Consider the following 19,479-nt stretch of genomic DNA (forward strand, 5'->3'; position numbering starts at 1 on the left):
CGGGATCGAGGCCCCCGGCCGGGTTGGGACGGGATCGAGGCCCCCGGCCGGGTTGGGACGGGATCGAGGCCCTCCGCCCCGGGCGGGACAGGACCGACACCCCCCGTCCGGCCAGGACACCGCGCCGAGGCCCCCGTCCGGACAGGACGGGGGCCTCGGTGGGGGTGCGGTGGCCTCGGGGCCGGCGGGTCGGCTACTTGACCGGCTCGGGCTCCGGTTCGCTCTCGGTGTCCGCCGTGCCCTCCGGGGTGACCGGGGTCCTGACGGAGTCGAGGAGGAGCTGGGCGACGTCGACGACCTGGACGGACTCCTTGGCGGTGCCCTCGTTCTTGCGGCCGTTGACCGAGTCGGTGAGCATGACCAGGCAGAACGGGCAGGCGGTGGAGACGATGTCCGGATTGAGGGAGAGGGCCTCGTCGACGCGCTCGTTGTTGATGCGCTTGCCGATCCGCTCCTCCATCCACATCCGGGCACCGCCGGCGCCGCAGCAGAAGCCGCGCTCCTTGTGGCGGTGCATCTCCTCGTTGCGGACGCCCGGGACGGCGGCGATGATCTCGCGCGGCGGCGTGTAGATCTTGTTGTGGCGGCCCAGGTAGCAGGGGTCGTGGTAGGTGATGATGCCCTCGACCGGGGTCACCGGGACCAGCTTGCCCTCGTCGACCAGGTGCTGGAGCAGCTGGGTGTGGTGGATGACCTCGTAGTCGCCGCCGATCTGCGGGTACTCGTTGCCGATCGTGTTGAGGCAGTGCGGGCAGGTGGCGACGATCTTCTTGGCCGACCTGGGCTTGCGGGACTCCTCGGTCACCTTGCCGTCGTCGTCCATCTCCTCGCCGAACGCCATGTTCAGTGCCATGACGTTCTCCATGCCGAGCTCCTGGAAGAGGGGCTCGTTGCCGAGGCGGCGGGCGGAGTCACCGGTGCACTTCTCGTCGCCGCCCATGATCGCGAACTTGACGCCCGCGATGTGCAGCAGCTCCGCGAAGGCCTTGGTGGTCTTCTTCGCGCGGTCCTCCAGGGCGCCGGCGCAGCCCACCCAGTACAGGTACTCGACCTCGGTGAGGTCCTCGATGTCCTTGCCGACGACCGGGATCTCGAAGTCGACCTCCTTGAGCCACTCCAGGCGCTGCTTCTTCGCCAGGCCCCAGGGGTTGCCCTTCTTCTCCAGGTTCTTCAGCATCGTGCCCGCCTCGGACGGGAACGCCGACTCGATCATCACCTGGTAGCGCCGCATGTCGACGATGTGGTCGATGTGCTCGATGTCCACCGGGCACTGCTCCACGCAGGCGCCGCACGTGGTGCAGGACCACAGGACGTCCGGGTCGATGACGCCGTTCTCTTCGAGGGTGCCGATCAGCGGGCGCTCGGCCTCCGCGAGGGCGGCGGCGGGGACCCCGGCCAGCTGCTCCTCGGAGGCCTTCTCCTCGCCCTCCATGGTCTTGCCGCCGCCGGCCAGCAGGTAGGGCGCCTTGGCGTGCGCGTGGTCGCGCAGCGACATGATCAGGAGCTTGGGGGAGAGCGGCTTGCCGGTGTTCCAGGCGGGGCACTGCGACTGGCAGCGGCCGCACTCGGTGCAGGTGGAGAAGTCGAGCAGGCCCTTCCAGGAGAACTGCTCGACCTGGGAGACGCCGAAGACGTCGTCGTCACCGGGGTCGGTGAAGTCGATCGGCTTGCCGCCCGACGTCATGGGCTGGAGGGCGCCCAGCGCCGTCCCGCCGGTCGCCTCGCGCTTGAACCAGATGTTCGGGAACGCCAGGAAGCGGTGCCAGGCCACACCCATGTTGGTGTTCAGCGAGACCACGATCATCCAGACGAACGAGGTCCCGATCTTGATCATGGCGACCAGGTAGACCAGGTTCTGCAGGGTGCCGACGCCGAGCCCCTTGAAGGCGAGGACCAGCGGGTACGACGCGAAGTACGACGCCTCGTAGTGGTCCACGTGGTGCAGGGCGCCCTCCAGGCCGCGCAGCACGTAGATCGCCAGGCCGATGGTCAGGATGACGTACTCGACGAAGTACGCCTGGCCCGACTTGGAGCCGGCGAAGCGGGACTTGCGGCCGGGCCGCGACGGCAGGCTCAGCAGCCGGATGACGATGAGGACGGCGATGCCCAGGATCGTCATCACGCCGATGAACTCGATGTACAGCTCGAACGGCAGGAAGCCGCCGATGACCGGCAGCACCCAGTCGGCCTGGAAGAGCTGGCCGAACGCCTGGGCCAGGGTCGGCGGCAGCGTGAGGAAGCCCACGGCCACGAACCAGTGCGCGACGCCCACGACGCCCCAGCGGTTCATGCGGGTGTGACCGAGGAACTCCCGCACCAGCGTCACGCTGCGCTGATAGGGGTTGTCGGTCCGGGTGCCGGCGGGTACGGGCTGGCCCAGTTTGAAGTACCGGACGAACTGACCGACGGCGCGCGCGAGCAGGGCGACGCCGACCACGGTCAGGACCAGCGACACGATGATCGCGGCGAGTTGCATTTGGGGGCTCCTCGGGCCTGCGAGGGAGATTACTAAGCGGTAACTTACCCAGTCCGTCTGAGACTACCCGCATCCCTCGTCGCACTGTAGCCAGGCATGGAGTGATCTGAATCGCTGAGGGTTGCCTCACGATCGGAACGCGTTACCTCACGAACCGAACGTGTTATTCGTACCAAATTGATAGATTCACGCCTAATTTAAGACCGTGCTCTACGGCATCGCCGCCGCTGTCGCGGCCCTCTTCCTCGCCTCGCTGCTCACGGCCGTCCTGCGCGCCCTCGCGCTGCGCCTCGGACTGCTCGACCGGCGCCGCCGCACCCGCCCCGTACCGCTGCTCGGCGGGGTGGCCGTCGTCCTCGCCACCCTCGCCGTCGCGGGCACGGGCGAGTGGACCGGCGTCGCGCCGCTCGGCCCCGGCGTCGGCAGGCTCCTGGTCGCCGCCGGGGCGGTCGCCCTGCTCGGTCTGCTGGCCGACCTGTGGCGACTGCGGTCCCGGCTGCTGCTGTGCGGCGCGGCGGGAGCGGCGGCCTGCGTGGTGCCCTACGAGGAGGTCGGAGTCGTCGGCGGGGTGCTGGCCGTCGGCTGGATCGCCGCCGTCGCCGTGGCGTTCCGGGCGCTCGATCACGCGGACGCGCTGGTGGGGACCGTCGGAGTGGTGACCGCCTTCGGGGTGGGGGCGTGCGCCGCGATCGAACTGATGGACGGGCTCGCGGTGCTGCTGAGCGTGCTGGCGGCGGCGCTGACCGGGTTCCTGATGCACAACTGGCCGCCCGCGCGTATCGCCTTCGGCGCGAGCGGGTCGCTCTTCACCGGGTTCGTGCTCGCCGCCGCGGTTGTGCTCACCCGTGCGGGGTACGCGCCCGGGAGTTCAGCGGGCCCGCTGTTCGCGTTCACCGCCGTGGTGAGCGCCGACGTCCTGCTCGTGGTGCTGGTGCGGCGGCTGTCGGGGCGGCCCGGCCCCGACCATCTGGCCCACCGGCTGCGCCGGCTGGGACTCACCCCCCAGGGGGTGACCGTGGTGCTCGGCGCCCTCGCCTTCGCCGGGGCGCTCGTCGGCGTCCTGGTGCACACCGGGTGGGCCGGCCCGGTCGCCGTCCTCGGCGTCGCGGGCGCCGAGCTGCTCCTCGTACTGGGACTGCTGAGGGTGAAGACGCGCGGTCGGCTGACGGGAACCTCGGCGCACTCCGCCGCGTCCTTGCAGGTCACAGGGCACCTGCGTGTAAGGAACGGATAAGAGTTGAGTCGGTACGACTCAGGTCTGTTGACCCCAGCGCGGGCGTCATGCACACTTGAGCCTGTTCCACTCAAGTCAGCTGGAGGAATCAACCATGGCACGTGCGGTCGGCATCGACCTGGGCACGACTAACTCCGTCGTCAGCGTTCTGGAGGGCGGCGAGCCCACCGTCATCACCAACGCCGAGGGTGCCAGGACCACGCCGTCCGTCGTCGCCTTCGCCAAGAACGGCGAGGTGCTGGTCGGCGAGGTGGCCAAGCGCCAGGCAGTGACCAACGTCGACCGGACCATCCGGTCGGTCAAGCGTCACATGGGCACGGACTGGAAGATCGAGCTCGACGGGAAGCCCTTCAACCCGCAGCAGATCAGCGCCTTCGTGCTCCAGAAGCTGAAGCGCGACGCGGAGGCCTACCTGGGCGAGAAGGTGACCGACGCGGTCATCACCGTCCCGGCGTACTTCAACGACGCCGAGCGCCAGGCCACCAAGGAGGCCGGTGAGATCGCCGGTCTGAACGTCCTGCGCATCGTCAACGAGCCGACGGCCGCCGCCCTGGCGTACGGCCTCGACAAGGACGACCAGACCATCCTGGTCTTCGACCTCGGTGGCGGCACGTTCGACGTCTCGCTGCTGGAGATCGGCGACGGTGTCGTCGAGGTGAAGGCCACCAACGGTGACAACCACCTCGGTGGTGACGACTGGGACCAGCGCGTCGTCGACTACCTGGTGCAGCAGTTCAAGTCCGGCCACGGCGTGGACCTGGCCAAGGACAAGATGGCGCTGCAGCGTCTGCGCGAGGCCGCCGAGAAGGCGAAGATCGAGCTGTCCTCCTCCACGGAGACCTCGATCAACCTCCCCTACATCACCGCCTCCGCCGAGGGCCCCCTGCACCTCGACGAGAAGCTCACCCGCGCCCAGTTCCAGCAGCTGACCGCGGACCTGCTGGAGCGCTGCAAGACGCCGTTCCACAACGTCATCAAGGACGCCGGCATCCAGCTCGGCGAGATCGACCACGTCGTCCTCGTCGGTGGCTCCACCCGCATGCCCGCCGTCGCCGAGCTCGTCAAGGAGCTTACCGGCGGCAAGGACGCCAACAAGGGCGTCAACCCGGACGAGGTCGTCGCCATCGGCGCCGCCCTCCAGGCCGGTGTCCTCAAGGGTGAGGTCAAGGACGTCCTGCTCCTCGACGTCACCCCGCTGTCCCTCGGTATCGAGACCAAGGGCGGCATCATGACCAAGCTCATCGAGCGCAACACGACGATCCCGACCAAGCGTTCGGAGATCTTCACCACCGCCGAGGACAACCAGCCCTCCGTGCAGATCCAGGTCTACCAGGGCGAGCGCGAGATCGCGGCGTACAACAAGAAGCTCGGAATGTTCGAGCTGACCGGTCTGCCCCCGGCGCCGCGCGGCGTCCCGCAGATCGAGGTCGCCTTCGACATCGACGCCAACGGCATCATGCACGTCACGGCGAAGGACCTCGGCACCGGCAAGGAGCAGAAGATGACCGTCACCGGCGGCTCCTCGCTGCCGAAGGACGAGGTCGACCGGATGCGCCAGGAGGCCGAGCAGTACGCGGAGGAGGACCACCGCCGCCGCGAGGCCGCCGAGTCCCGCAACCAGGGCGAGCAGCTCGTCTACCAGACCGAGAAGTTCCTCGCGGACAACGAGGACAAGGTCCCCGGTGAGATCAAGACCGAGGTCGAGGCCGCCATCGCCGAGCTGAAGGAGACGCTCAAGGGCGAGGACACCGCCGAGATCCGCACCGCCACGGAGAAGGTCGCGGCCGTCTCCCAGAAGCTGGGCCAGGCGATGTACGCCGACGCCCAGGCGTCGCAGGCGGCCGCGGGCGGCGCGTCCGAGCAGCCCAAGGCCGACGACGACGTGGTCGACGCCGAGATCGTGGACGACGAGCGCAAGGACGGTGCCGCGTGACGGAGGAGACCCCGGGCTTCGAGGAGAAGCCCGACGTCCCCTCCGGCGCCACTCCTGACGACGCCGAGCCGCAGGCCGCCACCCCCTCCCCGGAGGAGGGGGCGGCCCCGGCCGGGGACGCGAACCAGACAGCGGCCCTGGTGGCCCAGCTGGACCAGACGCGCACCGCGCTCAACGAGCGCACCGCGGACCTCCAGCGGCTCCAGGCCGAGTTCCAGAACTACCGCCGCCGGGTCGAGCGTGACCGGATCACCGTCAAGGAGATCGCGATCGCGAACCTCCTGACGGAGCTCCTGCCCGTCCTCGACGACATCGGGCGGGCCCGGGAACACGGCGAGCTGGTCGGCGGCTTCAAGTCCGTCGCCGAGTCGCTGGAGACCGTGGCGGCCAAGATGGGCCTTCAGCAGTTCGGCAAGGAGGGCGAGCCCTTCGACCCGACGATCCACGAGGCCCTGATGCACTCCTACGCGCCGGACGTCACGGAGACGACCTGCGTCGCGATCCTCCAGCCGGGGTATCGCATCGGCGAGCGCACCATCCGCCCCGCGCGGGTGGCGGTCGCCGAGCCCCAGCCGGGCGCGCAGACCGTGAAGCCCGCCGAGGAGGGCGACGCGCAGGCCGACGACAAGGAGAGCGGTGGCCCGGACGAGGGCTGACGTTGAACGGATGAGAGAGGAGGGACGTCGAGGATGAGCACCAAGGACTTCATCGAGAAGGACTACTACAAGGTCCTCGGCGTCCCCAAGGACGCCACCGAGGCCGAGATCAAGAAGGCGTACCGCAAGCTCGCTCGCGAGTACCACCCGGACGCCAACAAGGGCAACGTCAAGGCCGAGGAGCGTTTCAAGGAGATCTCCGAGGCGAACGACGTCCTCGGTGACCCCAAGAAGCGCAAGGAGTACGACGAGGCGCGCACCCTGTTCGGCAACGGCGGCTTCCGCCCGGGGCCGGGCGCGGGCGGCGGCTCGTTCAACTTCGACCTGGGCGACCTCTTCGGAGGCGCCCAGGGCCAGGGCGGAGGAGCCGGTGGCTTCGGCGGCGGACTCGGTGACGTCTTCGGGGGCCTGTTCAACCGGGGCGGAGCGACGACCGGCACCCGGACCCAGCCGCGGCGCGGCCAGGACATCGAGTCCGAGGTCACCCTCAGCTTCACCGAGGCGATCGAGGGCGCGACGGTCCCGCTGCGGATGTCCTCGCAGGCGCCGTGCAAGGCCTGCTCCGGCACCGGCGACGCCAACGGCACCCCCCGGGTGTGCCCGACGTGCGTCGGCACCGGCCAGGTGGCGCGCGGCTCCGGCGGCGGCTTCTCGCTGACGGACCCGTGCCCCGACTGCAAGGGCCGCGGCCTGATCGCGGAGAACCCCTGCGAGGTCTGCAAGGGCAGCGGACGCGCCAAGTCCTCACGGACGATGCAGGTGCGCATCCCGGCCGGGGTCTCGGACGGCCAGCGGATCCGGCTGCGCGGCAAGGGCGCGCCCGGCGAGCGGGGCGGCCCGGCGGGCGACCTGTACGTGGTCGTCCACGTCAAGGAGCACCCGGTGTTCGGCCGCAAGGGCGACAACCTCACCGTCACCGTCCCCGTGACGTTCACGGAGGCGGCCCTCGGCGGCGAGGTCAGGGTGCCGACCCTGGGCGGTCCCCCGGTCACCCTGAAGCTGCCCCCGGGCACGCCCAACGGCCGTACGATGCGGGCCCGGGGCAAGGGCGCGGTCCGCAAGGACGGCACCCGAGGGGACCTGCTGGTCACCGTCGAGGTGAGTGTTCCCCAGGACCTGACGGGGAAGGCTCGAGACGCACTGGAGGCGTATCGCGAGGCCACCGCGGGTGAGGATCCGCGGGCGGAGCTGTTCCAGGCCGCGAAGGGAGCATGAGTCAGCCATGGACATCAACGGCCGTCGACGCAACCCCTATGAGCTGACCGAGGAGACCCCGGTCTACGTCATCTCGGTGGCGGCCCAGCTGTCCGGGCTGCACCCGCAGACGCTGCGCCAGTACGACCGGCTGGGCCTGGTGTCTCCGGACCGCACGGCCGGCCGCGGCCGCCGCTACTCGGCCCGTGACATCGAACTGCTCCGTCAGGTGCAGCAGTTGTCGCAGGACGAGGGCATCAACCTGGCCGGCATCAAGCGCATCATCGAACTGGAGAACCAGGTCGCGGCACTCCAGTCCCGCGTCGCGGAGCTCCAGGGCGCCCTGGACGGCGCGGCCGCGGCGATGCAGCAGCGGGAGGCGGCGGTGCACGCCTCCTACCGCCGCGACCTGGTGCCGTACCAGGAGGTGCAGCAGACCAGCGCGTTGGTGGTGTGGCGGCCGAAGCGACAGCAGCAGGGCGACTGACGCGGCGCGCGGCGAGAGCCACCGGAACATGCGAAGGGGCCGGGAGAACAGCCAGCAGGCTGTTCTCCCGGCCCCTTTTTCCCTGGCCGGGTTCGTTCGCTCCTCTGTCGGGATCGGGCGCGCTCGGCGCGCGCCGGTGATCACGAACTGTGAGCAAAAGGAGTGGTTGTACGGGTCCGCGTCCACGCCTCAACTCCCCGTGAATGGAGGGGTCGTAAAGGGTATCGGGAGGGAGTTTCGCGGTGTGTTCACAGGCTAAGCGGAACGTGATGTTGCCATCTCGTTAAGTGATTTCGCTTGACGCTGGGGGGCGCTGACGCGTTGGCTTTTCAGTCATCCGGGCCGCAGCGCCGCGGCCACCTCGGGAAGCAGCAGAAGTGGGCTCATCCATGCGTCGTCGTATCGCCATATCCGTGGTCGCCTCGTCGTTGACCCTGTCGTTGGCAGGCTGTGGCGTGCTGGAGGCGACGGGCGACAGCAGCGACGCCAGCCCCACCAAGGGCAACGACATCACCGTCGGTCTGCTGCTGCCGGAGACGGCCAACTCGCGCTACAACGACTTCGACCACCCGATCATCGAGGAGCGCGTGGCCGAACTCACCAAGAACCAGGGTGAGGTCCGGTACGCCAACGCCGACGCGGACGCCAACAAGCAGGCGAGCCAGATGCAGCAGATGATCGACGAGCAGGTCGACGTCATCCTGCTGGACGCCGTGGACTCGCACGCCATCGCGGGCAGCGTGGAGAAGGCCAAGGAGGCGGGCATCCCGGTCATCGCCTACGACCGGCTCGCCGAGGGCCCCATCGACGCGTACATCTCCTTCGACAACGAACTCGTCGGCGAGGTCCAGGGCCGGTCCCTGGTGGACGCGCTGGGGCCCGAGATCGACAGCTCGGACAAGATCGTCATGATGAACGGCTCGCCCACCGACCCGAACGCCAAGCAGTTCAAGCAGGGCGCGCTGTCGGAGCTGACCGGCAAGGTGACGATCGCCCAGAGCTTCGACACCAAGGACTGGAAGCCGGAGAACGCCCAGGCCAACATGGCCGCGGCGATCACCCAGATCGGCAAGGACAACATCGCCGCCGTGTACTCCGCCAACGACGGCATGGCGGGCGGCATCATCAAGGCCCTGGAGGCGGCCGGCGTGACCGATCTGCCGCCGATCACCGGGCAGGACGCCGAACTCGCGGGCGTCCAGCGGATCGTCTCCGGCGAGCAGTACATGAGCGTCTACAAGTCCTACCCGCAGGAGGCCCAGGCCGCCGCGGAGATGGCCGTGGCCAAGGTGCAGAGCAGGGACATCCAGTTCGACGCCCTCGCCCGTGACCGGGTCGACAGCCCCACCCACAAGGGCATCCCGGCCCAGCTGGTGTCGGTGGTCGCGCTGACCCGGGACAACATCATGGACACGGTCGTCGCGGACGGCATCCACAAGGTGGCGGACATCTGCACGGCCGAGTACGAGGACGCCTGCGCGGAGCTTCAGATCAAGTAGCGGGCGGGTCCGTCGCTCGGCTGGGTGGAGGGGTGGTTCGCGCTCGGAGCGCGCCACCCCTTCGGTCATTCTTCCGGTCATTCTTGCGGCCGCGGTCCGGGCCGCGCGGTCGGGCGGGCCCGGCCTTGGCGGGGCCTGAACACACCACCGTCGCGTTGTGGCAAGGTGACGGACGGGGGGAGGGAGATTTCTGGCCATACCGGCGGTTTCCCGCGGTCGCCCTGGAGGGAGCCGTGTTGCGGACCAGGTCCGGTCCGCGCATAGTTGCGCTGCGGAAGAGGCTGGAACCGGGGGTGGAATGGGCCATGGCCGGGCACGGGACGGACGAGCATCCGCATGGTGCTGACCGACTGTGCGAGGCCGGGGATCGCGTGTATTCCCGGGCCGTACGGCGAGGCCGTGTGCCGCGCCACGACGCGGAGCCGGTGCCCTGCCTGCTGGAACTCGCCCTGCTGCACCCCGACCCCGACGACATGGACTGGCTGGTCCCGACCTCCCCGCAGGAGGTCATGACCCGGCTGCTGCGCGGGGTGTACGACGAGATCAGCGTCAGCCAGCGCCGGATGGGATCGGCCGTCGCGGCCTTCGAGTGGTACGCCGGACTGGGCGGCCAGGCCTCGTCCTCCGAGAGTGTGGCGATCCGGGTCCTGGACGGACCCTCCCGCATCCAGGCCGCGCTGGACGAGGCCACGGCGGCCTGCGCGACCGAGGTGCTCACCGTGCAGCCCGGGGGCATCCGGCGCGAGCACGAACTGTCGGAGGGCCTGCACCGGGCGCTGGCGCTGCGGGGCCGGGGCGTGCGGATGCGCGACCTGTACAACCACGTCGCGCGGCACGGCCAGGGCCTGCTGAACTACCTGGAGCTGATGGGCGACGCGGTCGAGGCCCGGACGCTGGACGAGGTCATCGACCGACTGATCCTCTTCGACCGCACGGTCGCCTTCATCCCGGCCAACGCCGACCGCACGATGGCCCTGGAGCTGCGGCACCCGGCGCTGGTGGAGTACCTGGTGACGGTCTTCGAGCGGTTGTGGCGGCTGGCGATCCCGCTCACCGCGGCGCTCCCCGACACCGGCATCGAGGGCATCTCCCACCGCGAGCAGTCGATCGCGGCGCTGCTGGCGGAGGGCCACCAGGACGCCGTGATCGCGGAGCGGCTCGGCATCAGCGTCCGTACCTGCCGGGCCCACATCGCCCGCCTCTCGGAGACGCTCGGGGCGGCGAGCCGGACGCAACTGGGCGTCCGGATAGCGCAGGTCGGCCTGGACGGCCCCGCACGGCCGCTCTCCGCCGCCGAGCTCACCCTTCCCGACCAGGGCTCCCCGACGGCCCGCTGAGGCCCGTGACGGCCCGCTCCCGGCCTCTTCGGCGCCCAGGCAGCCGCTCAGGGTCCCAAGGCCCCGGGCCCCCCGCTTCTCACTGTCCCCGTTCCAGCATCCCCGACTGTGCGATGAGATAGCCCAGCTGGGCGCGGCTGCCGCTGCCCAGGGCGGTGGCGAGCTTGGCTATGTGGGCCCGGCAGGTGCGGACGTTCATGCCCAGCCGCCGGGCGATGGCCTCGTCGACGTGGCCCTCCACGAGCAGCTTGGCGATGGAGTACTGGACCTCGGAGATGCCGTCGGGCGCGGTCTCGTAGGGGGCGCCGGCACTGAGCGGGACCGCTCGGCTCCACATGAACTCGAAGACCTTGATCAGGTAGCTCACCAGTCCGGGGTGGCGCAGCTCGAGGGCGACCTGGCGGTCGTCGCGGACCGGGATGAAGGCCACGCTCTCGTCGCAGATGATGAGCCGCTCGACCAGTTCGTCGATGGTGCGGTACTCCGCCTTCCCGTCGGTGAACTGTTCCATGTAGGCGAGTCGTTCGGGGCTGTAGCGCGCGGTGTGCTGGTACAGCGTCCGGATCCGCACCCCGCGCTCGATGAGCGTGCGATCGCGTTCCATCGCCTCGATGAGCCGGTTCTCGGGGCGCTTGCCGCGGCTCGGCTGCACCGTGAGCACCTCGGACCGGCACTGGGCGGTGGCCAGGTCGAGCGCGTCGTTGATCCGGTCCAGGCCCTCCAGGACGGTGATCGAGTGCGCGGGCGTGATCTGCTGGGCGCTCAGGGCCATGAACGGCTCGAAGGCGTCCGCGAGTTCGATGGACGTCCGCCGGCGCTCGGTGATCTCGCGCTCAATGGGATTGAGCCGTTGGGCCAGGGCGACGGACGGCGGCAGCGGCAGCAGCCAGTTCGGGTCGTCCGGATCGGGGTGGAGCAGCGCGAACTCCATCAGGCAAGGCGCGGCTTCCACCTCCGTACGGGCGATACGTCCTGTACGGAGGGCGTTGGCATAGAGACGACCACCTTCGTCACACAGCTCGGTCACCGCGTGAGGATGCGTCGCCTTCGTCCCATTCGATGCCAAATCTCCACCCCCCAGGGTCCTGAACATGCAGGAACATGATGCATCGATTGTGTGGCCATGACGTGCCTGAATGAGCCATCGTCTTATCCGACGGGGGAAGAGGGGACCTTCAAGTGAGGACGAAGCCGACTATGCGTAAGAGAATGCTTCGCTCGGTGCTTGTCGCCGCCTTCTCCGCCGTTGTGGCCTTCGGAACGCTGAGTGGCCTCTCTGGTGCGAAGAGTGATGCGGCGACGGACGTTGTGCGGTCAGCATCGGTGGTGCCCGGTGAGGGAGACGCGCTGGCGTTCCCGGCTGACACCACCTGGGACTGACCATGACCACTCCACCCGACGATCGCTCCTTCCGTAGAGAGATGGCCACCGCCTACCGATCCGGCTGGCACTTCATCGACCTGGCCACCGCCATCCCCCACAGCGGTGACTCGTTGATGGTGACCGTGTTCGGTGAGCCCGTCGTCGTCACCAGGGACGACGACGACGATGTGCGGGCATACCGGTGCCTGCGGCGGCCTCGGGGGGCGCCGCAGCCGGTGCGGTGCGCCATCCGGTACGGAATGATCTTTGTGAACCTGGACCAGCGTGACCATCGTCTGGCGGAGCCGGAGCCGTCCGCCGCCATGACCATCTCGGCCACCCCCCGCAGTGCCTGACGCGATTCCCCCGTCGTAACAGATCGCTCAGGTGCTTCCCCCCGCAGCGGCGTCACCGTGACCTGAACACGGTGACGCCGCTGCAGTTTTTGCGGATTTTTCGCGCTATCCCGGCCTATCGCATCCCTGTTCGAGTGTGGCCGGAAAGTGCTGCTCGATGTCGATGGCGCGTTCCAGGCTTCCTCCGGGTACTCCATAGAGGCCCCGGGTCGCTCCCACCTATGCCCTTGAGTGGAATAGACTCAACTTTGTGGAAGTTGCCTGAGTCAGTCGCTCACGCAAGGAGGAGAACGGACACGTGGACGCCGAGCTGACCAACCGGAGCCGGGACGCGATCAACGCGGCCGGCAACCGGGCCGTGACCGAGGGGCACGCCGACCTCACCCCCGCGCACCTGCTGCTCGCTCTGCTCCAGGGGCGGGAGAACGAGAACGTCACCGACCTGCTGGCCGCGGCCGACGCCGACCAGGCGGCCGTACGGGCCGGCACCGAGAAGGTCCTCGCCCAGCTGCCCAGCGTGACCGGCTCGACGGTCGCGCCCCCGCAGCCCAACCGCGAACTGCTCGCCGTGATCGCGGACGCCCAGGCCCGGGCCCAGGAGCTCGGGGACGAGTACGTCTCGACCGAGCACCTGCTGATCGGGATCGCCGCGAAGGGCGGCGCCGCGGGCGAGGTGCTGACGCGTAACGGCGCCGACGCCAGGAAGCTGCTGGCCGCCTTCCGCACCGCGCGCGGGGGCCGACGGGTGACCAACGCCGACCCCGAGGGCTCGTACAAGGCCCTGGAGAAGTTCGGGACCGACTTCACCGCCGCCGCCCGCGAGGGCAAGCTCGACCCGGTCATCGGGCGGGACCAGGAGATCCGGCGGGTCGTGCAGGTGCTGTCCCGGCGGACCAAGAACAACCCCGTGCTGATCGGTGAGCCGGGCGTCGGCAAGACCGCCGTCGTCGAGGGGCTCGCCCAGCGGATCGTCAAGGGCGACGTGCCCGAGTCGCTGCGCAACAAGCGGCTCGTCGCGCTCGACCTCGGCGCCATGGTCGCCGGGGCGAAGTACCGCGGTGAGTTCGAGGAGCGGCTGAAGACCGTGCTCGCCGAGATCAAGGACTCGGACGGGCAGATCATCACGTTCATCGACGAGCTGCACACCGTCGTGGGCGCCGGGGCCGGCGGCGATTCGGCCATGGACGCGGGCAACATGCTCAAGCCCATGCTCGCCCGCGGTGAGCTGCGCATGGTCGGTGCCACCACCCTCGACGAGTACCGCGAGCGGATCGAGAAGGACCCGGCGCTGGAGCGCAGGTTCCAGCAGGTGCTGGTCGCCGAGCCCAGCGTCGAGGACACCATCGCCATCCTGCGCGGGCTCAAGGGGCGCTACGAGGCCCACCACAAGGTGCAGATCGCGGACAGCGCGCTGGTCGCCGCCGCCACCCTGTCGGACCGGTACATCACCTCACGCTTCCTGCCCGACAAGGCCATCGACCTCGTCGACGAGGCCGCCTCCCGGCTCCGGATGGAGATCGACTCCTCGCCGGTCGAGATCGACGAACTCCAGCGCGCCGTCGACCGGCTGAAGATGGAGGAGCTGGCCCTCAGCAAGGAGACCGACGCCGCCTCCCGCGAGCGTCTGGACAAGCTGCGCCGCGACCTCGCCGACAAGGAGGAGGAGCTGCGGGGCCTGAACGCCCGCTGGGAGAAGGAGAAGCAGTCCCTCAACCGGGTCGGTGAGCTGAAGGAGAAGCTCGACGAGCTGCGCGGGCAGGCCGAACGCGCCCAGCGCGACGGCGACTTCGACACCGCCTCCAAGCTGCTGTACGGGGAGATCCCGGGCGTGGAGCGGGACCTGGAGGCCGCCACGGAGGCCGAGGAGGAGGCCGCCCAGGACACCATGGTCAAGGAGGAGGTCGGCTCCGACGACATCGCGGACGTCGTCGCCTCCTGGACCGGGATCCCGGCGGGCCGGCTGCTGGAGGGCGAGACGCAGAAGCTGCTGCGCATGGAGGACGAGATCGGGCGGCGGCTCATCGGGCAGACCGAGGCCGTGCGCGCGGTGTCCGACGCCGTACGCCGCTCCCGGGCGGGCATCGCCGACCCGGACCGGCCCACCGGCTCCTTCCTCTTCCTCGGGCCCACCGGCGTCGGCAAGACCGAACTCGCCAAGGCGCTCGCCGACTTCCTCTTCGACGACGAGCGGGCCATGGTCCGCATCGACATGAGCGAGTACGGCGAGAAGCACAGCGTCGCCCGGCTCGTCGGCGCCCCGCCCGGGTACGTCGGCTACGAGGAGGGCGGCCAGCTGACGGAGGCCGTGCGGCGCCGCCCGTACAGCGTGGTCCTGCTCGACGAGGTCGAGAAGGCGCACCCGGAGGTCTTCGACGTCCTGCTCCAGGTGCTGGACGACGGGCGGCTGACGGACGGCCAGGGGCGGACGGTCGACTTCCGCAACGCCATCCTGGTGCTGACCTCCAACCTGGGCAGCCAGTTCCTGGTGGACCCGATCAGCAGCGAGCAGGAGAAGAAGGAGCAGGTGCTGGAGGTGGTCCGGGCCTCGTTCAAGCCGGAGTTCCTCAACCGCCTCGACGACCTGGTCGTCTTCTCCGCGCTGAACAAGGACGAGCTGAGCCGGATCGCCCGGCTGCAGATCGACCGGCTGGCCCGGCGGCTCGCCGAACGCCGGCTCACCCTGGAGATCACCGACGCGGCGCTGGCCTGGCTCGCCGACGAGGGCATGGACCCGGCGTACGGGGCGCGCCCGCTGCGCCGTCTCGTCCAGACCGCGATCGGCGACCGGCTCGCCAAGGAGATCCTCTCCGGCGAGATCAAGGACGGCGACACGGTACGGGTGGACACCTTCGAGGGCGGCCTGATCGTGGGACCGGCCACGGGCAAGACGCTGTAGCCGCCGCGCGGGTGCTTCTCGGCGTCACGGACCGCGGGAGACCGTGAACGCCGAGAAGTACACGCGGACGGAGCCGGCGCCCTCCGGGTGCACGGCCACCCGCACCCCGTGCGCCGCCACGCCGTCGGGAAGACCGGCCGGGGAGCGGCCGAGGTCGAGACACAGGTCCGCGTCGGCGTCCGCGCAGTCGGTCCGCGGGGCCGGGGCGTCCGGGTAGGTGCGGGCCGGCCGGCCGCGCAGGTCCGCGCGGGGCATCGGGAAGTCTGCCGCGTAGGCGGTGGTGATCCCGTGCGTCACCGCGCACGACGCGGTCCCGGCGCCGGGCGGCAGCGCGGCCCCGCCGAAGCCCAGCGCCCGCGCGCAGCTCGCCGTCCCGGGGGTGCGGCTGCCGGTGTCCTCGTCGCCGGTGAACAGGAAGGCCACCACCAGGGCCACCGCGAGGAGGCCCGTCAGCAGGACCGGTACGCCCGCGATCGCCGCGAAGACGCCCCACCGCGTCCGGCCGGGCAGGGCCGCCCCCGCCGTCGCGACCTGCCGCTGCCCCGCCATGGCCCCCCGCCCCCCGTACCGGCCGACCGGCCGGATCGCGTCCGCCGACGGCTGACAGACTACGGCGGGGCTTGCCACCCCCCTCCCCGCATGGGGGAGGATGGCGGAATCCGTACGAAGGGAAATTCACGGTGACCATCGACCCGTCCTCGATTCCGAACTTCGGGGGCAAGCCCCAGCCCGAGCCCCAAGGGCCGGCGGGCCCCGTCGTCCCGGATCAGGACCTTGTGAAGCAGCTCCTCGACCAGATGGAGCTGAAGTACGTCGTCGACGAAGAGGGCGACCTCGCGGCGCCGTGGGAGCAGTTCCGTACGTACTTCATGTTCCGCGGCGAGGGTGACCAGCAGGTCTTCTCGGTGCGGACGTTCTACGACCGCCCCCACCCGATCGACGAGAAGCCGCAGCTTCTGGAGTCCATCGACGACTGGAACCGGCGGACCCTGTGGCCGAAGGTCTACAGCCACACCCACGACGACGGCACGGTCCGTCTCATCGGCGAGGCCCAGATGCTGATCGGCACCGGGGTCAACCTGGAGTTCTTCGTCTCGTCGACGGTCAGCTGGGTGCGCGCGGCGATCGAGTTCGACCGCTGGCTGGTCGAGCAGCTCGGCCTGGAGAAGGAGATCAACGACTCGGACGAGCCCGAGGGCGACGAGTAGGACGGCCCAGAGCCCTTCGGGAGCCCGGTCAGGGCACCGGCCGCGACGGCCGGGTGCCCGGGCCGGGCTCTGCCGTGTCCGGGGGCCTGGGAGGGGTCAGGGGAGCCTGTCGCCCTCCCTGAGCCCCGACACGCGCCGCCATGTCAGCCTCACCCTTCTCGCCCGTCTCACCCCGCGAGAGTCTTCAACCGCTTCACGGCCTCCTCCAGCACCGCCCGCTGCTTGCAGAACGCGAACCGTACGAACGGCGCCCCCGCCTCGCGATGGTCGTAGAAGACGGCGTTCGGGATGGCGACGACGCCCGCGCGCTCCGGCAGGGCGCGGCAGAAGGCGATGCCGTCGCCCTCGCCGAGGGGGCGGATGTCGGTGGTGACGAAGTAGGTGCCGGCCGGCCTGAACACCCTGAATCCCGCGTCCGCGAGGCCCGCCGACAGCAGGTCCCGCTTGGCCAGCATGTCGTCGCGGAACCCGGAGAAGTACGCGTCCGGCAGCGCGAGGGCCTCCGCGACCGCGTACTGGAAGGGCCCCGACGCCACGTACGTGAGGTACTGCTTCGCCGACCGCACCGCCGTCACCAGCCCCGGCACGGAGGTGATCCACCCGACCTTCCAGCCGGTGAACGAGAAGGTCTTGCCGGCGGACGAGATCGTCACCGTCCGCTCGCGCATACCGGGGAAGGCCGCCAGCGGCACGTGCACGGCGTCGTCGAAGACGAGGTGCTCGTACACCTCGTCGGTCACCACCAGCAGGTCACGCTCGACGGCGAGCTCGGCGATCGCGGTCAGCTCCGCGCGCGTCAGCACGGTGCCGGTCGGGTTGTGCGGGGTGTTGATCAGCAGCAGGCGGGTGCGGTCGGTGACGGCGGCGCGCAGCTCGTCGAGGTCCAGCCGGAACGAGGCGCCCCCCTCGCCGTCCGGCCGCAGGGTGACCGGTACCCGGGTGCCGCCCGCCATCGCGATGCACGCCGCGTACGAGTCGTAGTACGGCTCGAAGGCGATCACCTCGTCACCGGGCTCCACCAGCGCCAGCAGCGCGGCGGCGACGGCCTCGGTGGCGCCCGCGGTGACCAGGACCTCGGTGTCCGGGTCGTAGGACAGTCCGTAACGGCGCTCCTGGTGCGCGGCGACGGCGGCGCGCAGCTCGGGAACGCCGGGCCCCGGCGGGTACTGGTTGCCGCGCCCGTCGCGCAGGGCCCGTACGGCCGCCTCGCGGACCTCCTCGGGGCCGTCGGTGTCGGGGAAACCCTGGCCCAGATTGATCGAGCCCGTGCTCAGGGCCAGCGCGGACATCTCCGCGAAGATCGTCGTCCCGAACTCGGCGAGGCGGCGGTTGAGGAAGGGGCGCTCGGTGGAGGTCATGGCCGTCATCCTGCGCGCAAGCTCTGGAGTTCCTCAACTCTGCTTTGGGCCGGGCGGCGGCCGGGCATCCCCACCGCACGCAAGAGAACGAGGCGCCCACGGGGGGCCGCTTCGGGGGAAACGGAAGGAGGGTGACGCCATGGTCTTCGGCATCATCCTGGCGCTCTTCATGGCCTTCGTGCTCGTGTGCATCGTGGCCTCGGTCCGCAGTGGCAGGAGGACGGTGGGCAACCGCTCGCGCCGCGGCGGCGGCTCGTCCGACGGCGGCGGCTGGTGGGCCGGCGGCGGGGACGGCGGGTCGGGCGGCGACTCCGGGGGCGGAAGCTCCTGCGGGGGCGGCGGCTCGTCCTGCGGAGGCGGCGGTGGATGCGGGGGAGGCAGCTGACACGGGGCAGCTGAGCTCCGGCAGGGGGAACCGCATCCCTGCCGCGCGGCGCCCGCCGGGCAGCGGTCCGGCCGGGCGCCGCACGCGCGCCGTCCGTGCGCCGGGCCGTCGTGGTTCACGCTCACTCCGGCGTACGCCGACCTCGCTCAGTCGTACGCCCTGGTTGAACAGTTGAGCTGACGAGCCCTCTGAGGGATGGAAACCCTACGAAGTTGGGTAAAAACGCTGTGGCGTAGCCAGAGTTCATGATTCCCTCTACATCACCAACGCGGCCCTCGGACGTCCTGCGGACCCCGCCACCGACCGGGCTCCTGACAGGGCCGCCGGGCCGATCTCCCGGTGTCGACCGGGGTGCGCCGGACCCACCCCGCCTTTCTTTGCGTGCTAGCGGAGCCGACCCATGCTCACGACCCTGAACACCTCCTACACCGACACGCGCGCGGCCGACCTCGCCTGGGCGCTGGGCCGTGAACCACTGCCCGCCCTCGCCACCCTCGACCTCGAACTGGAGGGGGCGAAGCTCCAGTTGCGCCTCCTCGGCGCGTCCCACCAGGTGCTCCTGGAGGAGGAGCGGAGCAGCTGCTCGGAGACGGTGGCGTGCATTCCGGGCAGCAGCACACCGCTGCCGCTCGGCGTCGCCAAGCGGGTGGGGGACTGGGAGTACGAGTTCGCCGCGCGCGTCGAAGCACTGTCACCCGGCTCCTTCGCGGGCCGCGCCCAGGAGTTGCTGGCGCTCGTCTCCGACCACCCGCACGGCCTGGTCGGTGTCTTCCCCGGCAGCCCGCACGCCTTCACGGCCCTGCTCGCCCAGCACCACGAGGGCCAGGTCCACTGGCGCACGTGGCACGCGTATCCCCAGGACGGCCAGTTGGTCGCGACCCGGACGCGGGTGGGGGTCCGGCCGGGGCCGGGGCACCGGCCCCGGGCCTCCGCCACCAGCCTGTCCGGCGACTGAGGAAGCGGCCGGTCTGGCCCGAGGGCAGGCCAGTACGGGGGCGTCGCCTCCCGCGGCGCCCGTTCAAACGCCGCGGGCCCCGACGGCGCGCGGTTCCACACGTGTGGGTGACGAATACCTCCGCATCTGTGACGTAACGTCGC

General features: G+C 70.3%; 16 protein-coding genes. 12 read left to right on the plus strand and 4 right to left on the minus strand.

From position 1 onward, the window contains the following. Positions 1–193: 193 nt before the first annotated feature. On the minus strand, positions 194–2,476 hold the full coding sequence (locus ACIP2X_RS21570; RefSeq protein ID WP_401675447.1) for a (Fe-S)-binding protein: 2,283 nt from the start codon (positions 2,474–2,476) through the stop codon (positions 194–196). Positions 2,477–2,681: 205 nt separating this feature from the next. On the opposite strand from ACIP2X_RS21570, the gene ACIP2X_RS21575 reads away from it, so the two are divergent. From ACIP2X_RS21575 to ACIP2X_RS21605, 7 genes are all read left to right on the plus strand, one after another. Next, complete coding sequence (locus ACIP2X_RS21575; protein WP_401675450.1) at positions 2,682–3,710, plus strand: MraY family glycosyltransferase; 1,029 nt, start codon at positions 2,682–2,684, stop codon at positions 3,708–3,710. Positions 3,711–3,804: 94 nt separating this feature from the next. Next, positions 3,805–5,643: a molecular chaperone DnaK gene (gene dnaK / locus ACIP2X_RS21580; protein WP_401675453.1), complete on the plus strand. Its 1,839-nt coding sequence runs from the start codon at positions 3,805–3,807 to the stop codon at positions 5,641–5,643. Further along, the gene (grpE, locus tag ACIP2X_RS21585) at positions 5,640–6,299 is read left to right on the plus strand and encodes a nucleotide exchange factor GrpE (protein ID WP_401675456.1); all 660 of its coding nucleotides are present in this window, start codon (positions 5,640–5,642) and stop codon (positions 6,297–6,299) included. Before dnaK ends, grpE begins: the two co-directional genes overlap by 4 nt. A 33-nt stretch (positions 6,300–6,332) precedes the next feature. Continuing rightward, on the plus strand, positions 6,333–7,514 hold the full coding sequence (gene dnaJ, locus ACIP2X_RS21590) for a molecular chaperone DnaJ (protein WP_401675459.1): 1,182 nt from the start codon (positions 6,333–6,335) through the stop codon (positions 7,512–7,514). A 13-nt stretch (positions 7,515–7,527) separates the two neighbouring features. Beyond that, positions 7,528–7,980 (plus strand): heat shock protein transcriptional repressor HspR, encoded by a 453-nt coding sequence (locus tag ACIP2X_RS21595; protein WP_365451339.1) that lies wholly within the window; start codon positions 7,528–7,530, stop codon positions 7,978–7,980. A 389-nt stretch (positions 7,981–8,369) separates the two neighbouring features. After that, on the plus strand, positions 8,370–9,479 hold the full coding sequence (locus ACIP2X_RS21600) for a sugar ABC transporter substrate-binding protein (protein ID WP_401675462.1): 1,110 nt from the start codon (positions 8,370–8,372) through the stop codon (positions 9,477–9,479). Between the two features lie 305 nt (positions 9,480–9,784). Beyond that, positions 9,785–10,816 (plus strand): LuxR C-terminal-related transcriptional regulator, encoded by a 1,032-nt coding sequence (locus tag ACIP2X_RS21605; RefSeq protein ID WP_401675465.1) that lies wholly within the window; start codon positions 9,785–9,787, stop codon positions 10,814–10,816. Positions 10,817–10,895: 79 nt separating this feature from the next. On the opposite strand, the gene ACIP2X_RS21610 is transcribed toward ACIP2X_RS21605, so the two are convergent. After that, complete coding sequence (locus ACIP2X_RS21610) at positions 10,896–11,909, minus strand: helix-turn-helix transcriptional regulator (protein WP_401675468.1); 1,014 nt, start codon at positions 11,907–11,909, stop codon at positions 10,896–10,898. A 289-nt stretch (positions 11,910–12,198) separates the two neighbouring features. Here ACIP2X_RS21610 and ACIP2X_RS21615 point away from each other — a divergent pair, with 289 nt between their 5' ends. Next, positions 12,199–12,534, plus strand: coding sequence for a hypothetical protein (locus tag ACIP2X_RS21615; protein WP_401675470.1), 336 nt, complete (start codon positions 12,199–12,201; stop codon positions 12,532–12,534). A gap of 298 nt (positions 12,535–12,832) precedes the next feature. Further along, complete coding sequence (clpB, locus tag ACIP2X_RS21620; protein WP_401675472.1) at positions 12,833–15,430, plus strand: ATP-dependent chaperone ClpB; 2,598 nt, start codon at positions 12,833–12,835, stop codon at positions 15,428–15,430. A 24-nt stretch (positions 15,431–15,454) separates the two neighbouring features. Here clpB and ACIP2X_RS21625 read toward each other — a convergent pair whose 3' ends face one another. Then, positions 15,455–15,979 (minus strand): hypothetical protein, encoded by a 525-nt coding sequence (locus tag ACIP2X_RS21625; protein ID WP_401675474.1) that lies wholly within the window; start codon positions 15,977–15,979, stop codon positions 15,455–15,457. A 131-nt stretch (positions 15,980–16,110) separates the two neighbouring features. Here ACIP2X_RS21625 and ACIP2X_RS21630 point away from each other — a divergent pair, with 131 nt between their 5' ends. Continuing rightward, complete coding sequence (locus ACIP2X_RS21630; protein ID WP_401675476.1) at positions 16,111–16,638, plus strand: YbjN domain-containing protein; 528 nt, start codon at positions 16,111–16,113, stop codon at positions 16,636–16,638. Positions 16,639–16,805: 167 nt separating this feature from the next. Here the strand turns inward: ACIP2X_RS21630 and ACIP2X_RS21635 are convergent, their stop codons facing one another. Beyond that, on the minus strand, positions 16,806–18,005 hold the full coding sequence (locus tag ACIP2X_RS21635) for a pyridoxal phosphate-dependent aminotransferase (protein WP_401675478.1): 1,200 nt from the start codon (positions 18,003–18,005) through the stop codon (positions 16,806–16,808). Positions 18,006–18,135: 130 nt separating this feature from the next. Here ACIP2X_RS21635 and ACIP2X_RS21640 point away from each other — a divergent pair, with 130 nt between their 5' ends. Beyond that, entirely contained in the window at positions 18,136–18,381 is a 246-nt protein-coding gene (locus tag ACIP2X_RS21640) for a hypothetical protein (protein WP_401675480.1), read from the plus strand. Positions 18,382–18,781: 400 nt separating this feature from the next. Next, positions 18,782–19,336 carry a DUF2617 family protein gene (locus ACIP2X_RS21645; RefSeq protein WP_401675482.1) on the plus strand — a complete coding sequence of 185 codons (555 nt, stop codon included), beginning with the start codon at positions 18,782–18,784 and terminating at the stop codon, positions 19,334–19,336. Positions 19,337–19,479: the final 143 nt, after the last annotated feature.

The sequence above is a fragment of the Streptomyces sp. NPDC089424 genome (genome assembly GCF_044749345.1).
Taxonomy (GTDB): Bacteria; Actinomycetota; Actinomycetes; order Streptomycetales; family Streptomycetaceae; genus Streptomyces.